The organism is Brevundimonas sp. (assembly GCF_031082345.1).
GTDB lineage: Bacteria > Pseudomonadota > Alphaproteobacteria > Caulobacterales > Caulobacteraceae > Brevundimonas.
Map to the genome: position 1 here is coordinate 1 of NZ_JAVHLH010000136.1, position 7,604 is coordinate 7,604.

Consider the following 7,604-nt stretch of genomic DNA (forward strand, 5'->3'; position numbering starts at 1 on the left):
GGCCGACGTCCGGCTCGCGCCGGGCATCCTGCTGCAGGCCGGCTGCCTCGCCCGCCTCGGCGCCTCGCGATCCGGCGCCTGCCTGCCGCCCCTGGGTTCGGACGAGACCCTCGTCGCCGCCAGCCCGGACGCGCGCTTCGCGGTCGTCCAGAGCGTTTCGGCGACCGGATCGACCCGCCTGCTGCGCCGCGACCCGAACGGCGACCATCCGCTCGCCGCGCTCAACCTCGCGCTCGACCTGCTGGCCTGGGGCCGGATCGAAGCCGTCACCCACCCCGGGCCGGACGGCCAGGTCCTGACCAGCTGGCTGCTGCTTCCACCGCCGGACCCAGGCGGCGGGAAGGCCCCCGTGGCGGTGGTCCTCTACCCCGGCGCCGCCTACCCCGTTCCGCCCTCCTGGCTCAGGCCCGGCGGAGAGCGGCGGCACATCAATCCGGCCGTCCTGGCCGCCCACGGCTACGCCGTGCTTGTGCCCTCCCTGCCTCGCCCCAGCGGCGACGGTCGGGGGCTGGACGATCTGGCCGCACGGATCGACGCCATCCTCGATCAGGCGGCCCGACAGGCGCCGATCGACCCGGCCCGCGTGGCCCTGATCGGCCACAGCTACGGCGGACACGCCGCCCTGCTGACGGCGGCGCTGAGCGAGCGCTTCCGCGCCGTGGTCGCCTCGGCCGGATACGCCGACCTCTCCCGGGTCTATGCCTTGACGCCGCATTTCCTGGTCTCCCCCGACGACGGGGTGCCGATCAACGCCCTGGCGGGCTGGGCCGAGAGCGGTCAGGGCGCGATCGGCGCCAGCCTGCCCGCGCGACCCGACGCCTATGTCGACAACAGTCCGGTCTACCTCGCCGACGGGATCCGTACGCCCGTCCTGCTGATCGAGGGCGACCTCGATCCGGCCGGCGGCGATGTCCTGTTCGGGGCCCTTTACCGGCTGGGACGCGAGGCCGACCTCGTGATCTATGCAGGCGAAGGCCATGTGTTCGTCAGCCCGGCCAATCTGCGCGACCTCCACGCCCGGATCCTCGCCTGGCTGGACCGATATCTTGAGGCGGCACTGTGATTGAAGGGGGCGGCCAGCTTCCAGTGCTGGTAGCAGTGTGAACCGCCTTGGCCCCCGAGAGACGCGACGACGCTTATAGGCGCGTCGTCGTCCCCGCGAACGGGCCCAAAGCCCTCGCTGGATGTCAGACGCTCGAATCGTTCCGGCCGCGCCGCCGACCGGCCCCTCTGGCGCTTTCCACACCCCATCCTGGGCGCCAGCCAACCCAAAGGTTCTGAGCGGCACATTCAAATCATCCGGCACACTCGATGCAGGTCGCAATCGTGGCGTCCAGCTTTAACCTCGGCAGCGGAATGGGATCACCGCACCCCCCGCAGTAGCCGAAGTCGCCGGTCGCGATCCTTGTCAGCGCAGCGGTGATCATTCGCGCCTCATGCTGTCGTCTGGCTTGGGATGCAAACGCCATCGCCTGGCGCTGCATGGCGTCTACCCGCGATAGCCGCCCGACGCTCTGCTGATCCAGGATCACTGGCTTGCGGTCGTCATCGGACAGCGCCTCCAGCGCCTGAAGCTCAGCGAGCCGAAGCACCAAGGTCTGTTTCAAGCCCTCGATCACCTCGGGGGAAAGGTCATCCATGATTCAGCCTCCTGCCGGGCGCGTCCGGGCCTAGCCACGGAACAGCAAGGCGGGAACGAGACATGACCGAACGACGGCAGTTGTCGTGCTGCCGACGAAGAGCCGCCGGATGGGCGAGTGTCCGTAGGCGCCCATGACCAGCAAGTCTATGCCCGCCTCGCTCACATAGCTTCCGATGACCCCCTCGGCGTCTCCGGGACGCTGTTCGACATGATGGCGGCCTCCCCATGCGGCCAGCCGGTCGCGTGCCCAGCTCAGGTGGCTTGCGTGGTCGCTCTTCGGGTGGCCGACCATCAGCAGGTGGCACTCGAAGCGGCGGAAGGCGGGGTCTGACAGCAGGAAGTCCACGGCCTTGCGGGAACTGGCTCCCCCGTCGAAGGCGATGAGGATTTTTTCGATTGGCTTGAAGGCCCTCGACGCGACGAGAACTGGCAGGGAAGTGGCCCGGATGACCTGTTCGACGGAGCCGCCGAGATGCATCTTTGCGAAATCCGCATGCTCGCCTCGCTTGCCCAGCACGACGACGCGGGCGGTTGTTTCCAGTTCGTGGACGTTGTCCACCAGCCCGCCATGACGAAGGCGCGTGCCGACGTTCGTCACCCCTTGCGCCCGCACCCGCTTCTCCGCCTCGGCGAGAATGACCCGGCCCCGCTCCATGCGCAGCCGCCCGCGGTCTTCATCCAGTCTGGTCAGGCTTTCGAGCAGGTCTTCGGATGCGCCCAGGCCGATGCTCCCGGACATGTCGCGGGGCACAGCGTCAGGCGCGCGATCCAGCACGTGCAGTAACTCGACGTCAGACCCGAGCTGGAGCGCTGCCCAGGCCGCGTGGTCGCAGATGCTGGCCCCGTAGGTCGAGGCGTCGATACAGGCGAGAACCTTGGTCATGGCGGTATCCTCAGTGGCTCAGCAGGCTGTCGAGCGCGCCCGGCTTGTCGTGAATGGCGAACTTGTCGATCATGGTCGCGCTGGCCTCGTTGATCCCCGTCACTTCCACCTCGGTGCCTTCACGCCGGAACTTCAGGATGACCTTGTCGAGAGCGGCGATTGCGGAAACGTCCCAGAAGTGGGCGCGGCTCACGTCAATGCGCACATGATCGACGGCTTCCTTGAAGTCGAACGAGCCGACGAAGGCGTCTGACGAAGCGAAGAATATCTGACCCAGGACGACATAGTCGCGGGAGCGCCCATCGTCGGTCGCTGTCGAGCGAACCGCGACCACACGCGCGACTTTCTGCGCGAAGAATATCCCTGACAGCAAAACCCCGGTGAAAACGCCCTTGGCGAGGTCGTGGGTCGCGACCGTGACGACGACCGTAGCAAGCATCACGAAGCTGGAACTCCTCGGGTATGCGCGGAGGTTCTTGATCGAGCCCCAGTTAAACGTGCCGATCGACACCATGATCATCACCGCCACCAACGCTGGCATCGGGATCTGAGCGACCCAGGTTCCGAGCACGAGGATCATGAACAACAGGAACACGCCCGCCAGCAGTGTCGACAACCGGCCCCTGCCGCCTGATTTCACGTTGATCACGGACTGACCGATCATGGCGCAGCCTGCCATGCCGCCGAAGAAGCCGGCGACGATATTGGCGATGCCCTGGCCCTTGCACTCCCTGTTCTTGTCGCTGGGCGTGTCGGTGAGATCGTCGACGATTGTCGCCGTCATCAGCGACTCCAGCAGGCCCACCAGCATCAGCGTCACCGAATACGGCAGGATGATCATAAGGGTGTCGAGATTGAGCGGGATGTCCGGGATCAGGAACATCGGCAGGGTTGCAGGAAGTTGGCCCATGTCGCCGACAGTCCGGACCTCGATGCCCATGGAGATCGAGAGCGCTGTCAGGACCACGATAGCGACCAGCGGCGAGGGCACCGCCTTGGTGAGGCGCGGCAGCAGGTAGATGATGGCGAGGCCACCTGCGACCATGGCGTAGGTGGGCCAGGCGACGCCCGTCAGCTCCGGCAACTGTGCGAGGAAAATCAGGATCGCCAAGGCGTTGACGAAGCCGGTGACAACCGACTTGGAGACGAACCGCATGAGGGAGCCGAGCTTGATGAAGCCCGCGATGATCTGAAGCACGCCCGTCAGGACCGTGGCGGCCAAGAGGTATTGAAGCCCATGCTCCCGCACGAGCGTCACCATCAGCAGCGCCATGGCCCCCGTCGCCGCCGAGATCATGCCTGGACGCCCACCGGCGAACGCAATCACGACGCAGATGGCGAACGACGCATACAGCCCGACCGCCGGGTCCACGCCAGCGATGATGGAGAAGGCAATGGCCTCCGGGATCAGCGCCAAGGCCACCACGAGGCCCGCCAGAGTGTCTCCCCTGAGATTTCCAAACCAGTTCTGGCGAATGACAGCCAAGTTCATGTGTTAGCTTCTCCCGCGACACGCGCCGCGCTGTCGCCGTGGGCGACCGTTATGTGCAAGCCGGGTCGGTTGACCCGAAGTTCCTGAATGTTCCTACTGTGCTCACATGGACCGCACTGATCCCCTGAAACGAATGTCGGACCGCAGCAGGTGGTGACGACAGGCACCATCAAGTTTGTCGCGCCGACCGGACGCTACGCCATGATCTCGCGTGATGACCGTGAGCCGAAGGTGTTCGTCCACATCAGCGAAGTGCTGGCGGCAGGTGAAACCCGGCTTGAAAAAGGGCAGCGCTTCGAGTTCGAGGTCGGACACGATGGGGATGGCCGCCCGTCGGCGAGCAAGCTGCGGAGGATATGAACGCGCCTTCATCGAAGGTAATCCGTCGCAACGCGCCCGATGGTGTCGCGATAGCGCTCGTCTGCCAGCGGTCGGGTGCACCCGAGGACGAAGCCGACGCCCCCGGTGGCGGCGCGCGGCTTGAAGACGTAGTGATAGAGCGTGGCGGCGGTGACGGATTTGACCGCAACTTGAGCGGACCACAGCGCCGGTTCCGACTTCTCAGACCAGAAGGTGGGCGCCAAGCGAAGGCATGAGGCCAAAGCTGTTTCAAAGGGTAGAGCGAGAACGCCGGAGCCGGTCAGGCGCGACCTCAACTCGCGAAGATGCTGCGGCAACGCGTCATGCTCGGCGCGGCCCAGAACCATGATCGCGGAGTACCCTGGCGCGTCCACTTCAGTCGTATGGCCGTCCCTCGTTCGAACGAGGACTGTTGGCGGAGCTTGCCGCGTCAAGAGCGCCAGCGCTGACGGTGCGTTTCCAGAAACGCCGAGTGTCAGAACGCAACTGCATACTTCAAACGCGTGCTCCAGCCGCTGCAACTGGGCAGGGGGAGGCAGAACCATGGGGGTCGTTCAGAATCAGCCGGGGAACGTGCTCCGCCACACGTGATGCGCCCCAGCTTCCTGAGCTAGGCAGTTTCCCCAAGGGTTAGGCGCTTGGGATAGCCACCCGCAAGCGGGTCCGGCGGAAGGCGGCTCAATGCCCGAGCCCGTGCAGAAAGGCAAGTCGGTGACGCGCGCGTCCCTTGGCGGACCTCGCCCAATGTCAGCGTGGTTCGAAAGCCGACAGTCACCTCGCGCCGCAGTGTGGACCTTGGTCTGGGCCTCGACCAATCAGGGAGCCTTTTTTTGCACCCATTCGACGCCAGCGGCAGCGCCCCTCGATGACGTCGGCCCCACTTGGGCCCGACGAACATCGGCGATCCGCCCCTCCCAGTTCTGCGCCCAGACCTCCAAGACGGCGCCGACCAGCAACCGGTTGTAACCCGGCCCGACAATCAGGCGGTCCTCCGCAAGGTCCCGCTCGAGGGCCTTGCCGTCCAATAGCCCCTGATCGACCTGCAGGCCGTTGAGCAGCAGCGGCCTCAGGGTCGCGAGACTGGCCCGGGTGACGTGGCCGTAGAAGCAGCTGAGATCACCCTTGTTGCGGCGCTCGATCAGCATCGTGGGCAGGCGGTCGGCGAAGGACCGGCGCGCCAGACCGCGATCGCGCACGCCCGCGATCAGCCGGTCGGCGGGAATGGCGAGGCAATGCTCGACCACCGGCTGGCTCAGCAGGGGATGGAGCAGATCCCCCGCGCGGGCGCGCAGGCAGTCGCCCCAGAACAGCTGGGCGTTGACGAACTGGCGCAGCTGTCCGGTCTTGGCCGGCGGCAGATCCTCGATGTCCTCCAGCCACGGATGCCGCCGCCCGGACGTGGGCCGGGGCCCGGTGGCGCGCAGCCCCAGGGCGCAGCCGAGCACTGTCCAGGCCGAATGCCGCGTCCAGCGCCCGACCGCCGCGAGAAAGGCCGGCGACAGGCCGGGCGGCCCCTCGCGCCGGAACCGGTCGGCCGCCACCGCTGGATCGGGCGCCTGGAAGAAGACCGCGTCCCCGCCCTGCCCCGTCAGCAGGGCCGTGGCCCGGCCCCGGCGCATGCGCGCGGCGACCTCGCCGTCATAGGTGACATCGACGCCCTGGAGCGCCGGACGCACGCTCTCGCCCAGGGGGCGCAGCTGGCGCAGGGTGATGGCCTCGACCGGCTTGCGGACCGTGGCGAGGTCGAGCTTCAGCCTGTGGGCGACGGCCTCGGCCCAGGGCCGCTCGTCGCCTTCGCGCCAGTCGCCATGGAAATTGAGGAACCGGGCCCGCCCGGCCCGGCCGGTCGCGGCCAGACTGCCGGCGACGATGGCCGAATCCAGTCCGCCGGATAGTTCGGCCACGACCCGGCGGTGCGGATCGACCAGGTCGGCGACCGTTTCATCCACCACCCCGGCCAGGCCGCCGAGGCTTTCGTCCCACCCGGCGCCCGCCCGGCAGAAGGTCGAGGGCCGCCACACCGGTATGGACGCCTGGTCCCCGGCGATCAGGGCGAGCGTCCCGGGATTGACCGCGGTCAGCCCCGTCAGCGCCAAGCGGTCGCCGAGCAGCTCGGGGGCCTCGGCGATCTCGCGCAGCACGGTCCAGTCGATGGCCAGGTCCGTGGGCAGGAGCGGATCGAGCTCGCGCGGCGGCTCCGCGACCGCCAGCACGGCCCCGCCGTGGCGCCACCAGACGCAGTCGACGGCGCCGGTGGGATCGCGCAGCAGGGCGAGACGGCCCTCGTCGTCGCGCCAGGCGAGGATGTAGCGCCCCCAGCCGGCGCCGACGACCGCCCGGGCGAGGTCCGCCGGTCGGCTGTTGACGGCCACAAGGGTCGACAGCGGCCTGGGCCCGCGCCAGTCGCCGATCAGGACATGACGGCGGCCGACCTGGCGGACCCTGAGACGCGCGCGCGGACCGAGCAGGACTTGCAGGTCCTCGACCGCGTGCGAGGCGCGCCACCCCTTGCGCACCAGCTCCGCGATCGCGGCCTCGACCGGCGCGCGGGACGCCTCGCCGAGATCCCGCTGGTCAAGGATCAGATAGCCATGGTCTGCGGGTCCCGGGACCGTCATCGGCGGTACAGCGGCGTATAGGGCCACAGCCGCTCGACGTCGTCGTTGAGACAGACGTCGTCGAGCTGCACCCAGCAATGGGCGGCGAAGGGCCAGAGCCGGACCCCGAACACCCAGTCCGCCGCGAGTCCCGTGCGGCGCAGGAAGGCGACCAGCATGGCGGAGCGCACGAGACATTCGCCCTCGACCGGCAACCAGGCGCCGATCGTCCAGAACTGCCGCGCAGCCGCCTCTACCGCCTCCGCATCGCGCGACAGGGGACGGCGGGCCTCGGCGAGCGCCAGCCAGGCGACCAGCCCCTCGCCCCGGCGGGCGCAACGGATGTCCGCCGGCACGGCGAGCGCCGCGGCGAGTCCTCGGGGCGATACGGCGCGGGACAGGGGCTGATGAATGAGGGTCCGCGTCGGAAGTGGCGGCGGGGCCGGCCGCGGGGCCGGCGGCTCCGGACCCAGCAGGCCCCCGGCCTGCAGGGCGTCGGCCACGGCCCCCTGCCGTAGCGAGTCCCGGGCGCCGGGCTCCAGGGCGGCGGCGCCGTCGGGCAGGCAAAGATAGGCGTCCCGCGCGAGATCGAGCAGGGCGAGATCCTCGCCGATGGCGACGGCGTGGACG

General features: G+C 68.5%; 8 protein-coding genes and 1 other annotated feature. Of the genes, 2 read left to right on the top strand and 6 right to left on the bottom strand.

Annotation, left to right across the window (positions count from 1 at the left end; translation table 11 throughout):
* A partial coding sequence (locus RDU12_RS09780) for a prolyl oligopeptidase family serine peptidase (protein ID WP_308684529.1) occupies nt 1-1,063 on the top strand: 1,063 nt, incomplete at its 5' end.
* A gap of 232 nt (nt 1,064-1,295) precedes the next feature.
* Here the strand turns inward: RDU12_RS09780 and RDU12_RS09785 are convergent.
* From RDU12_RS09785 to RDU12_RS09795, 3 genes are read right to left on the bottom strand one after another with little or no spacing between them, the layout of a single operon-like run.
* Entirely contained in the window at nt 1,296-1,640 is a 345-nt protein-coding gene (locus RDU12_RS09785) for a TraR/DksA C4-type zinc finger protein (RefSeq protein ID WP_300291076.1), read from the bottom strand.
* Nucleotides 1,641-1,670: 30 nt separating this feature from the next.
* On the bottom strand, nt 1,671-2,525 hold the full coding sequence (locus RDU12_RS09790) for a universal stress protein (protein ID WP_300291074.1): 855 nt from the start codon (nt 2,523-2,525) through the stop codon (nt 1,671-1,673).
* 10 nt (nt 2,526-2,535) lie between these two features.
* Complete coding sequence (locus RDU12_RS09795; protein ID WP_300291072.1) at nt 2,536-4,017, bottom strand: SulP family inorganic anion transporter; 1,482 nt, start codon at nt 4,015-4,017, stop codon at nt 2,536-2,538.
* A gap of 150 nt (nt 4,018-4,167) precedes the next feature.
* Here RDU12_RS09795 and RDU12_RS09800 point away from each other — a divergent pair, with 150 nt between their 5' ends.
* A complete protein-coding gene (locus RDU12_RS09800) occupies nt 4,168-4,377 on the top strand; it encodes a cold shock domain-containing protein (protein ID WP_308684530.1) in 210 nt (69 codons plus the stop codon).
* Nucleotides 4,378-4,385: 8 nt separating this feature from the next.
* On the opposite strand, the gene RDU12_RS09805 is transcribed toward RDU12_RS09800, so the two are convergent.
* The 3 genes from RDU12_RS09805 to RDU12_RS09815 all read right to left on the bottom strand — a co-directional run.
* Entirely contained in the window at nt 4,386-4,724 is a 339-nt protein-coding gene (locus tag RDU12_RS09805; protein ID WP_300291069.1) for a hypothetical protein, read from the bottom strand.
* A gap of 270 nt (nt 4,725-4,994) precedes the next feature.
* Nucleotides 4,995-5,045, bottom strand: a sequence feature (sul1 is cis-regulatory element that is thought to sense ions involved in sulfur or methionine metabolism; They are found in Alphaproteobacteria).
* A 147-nt stretch (nt 5,046-5,192) separates the two neighbouring features.
* Entirely contained in the window at nt 5,193-6,995 is a 1,803-nt protein-coding gene (locus tag RDU12_RS09810; protein ID WP_308684531.1) for an asparagine synthase C-terminal domain-containing protein, read from the bottom strand.
* On the bottom strand, nt 6,992-7,604 hold a 613-nt coding region (locus RDU12_RS09815), incomplete at its 5' end, for a lasso peptide biosynthesis B2 protein (protein WP_308684532.1). The genes RDU12_RS09815 and RDU12_RS09810, both read right to left, overlap by 4 nt.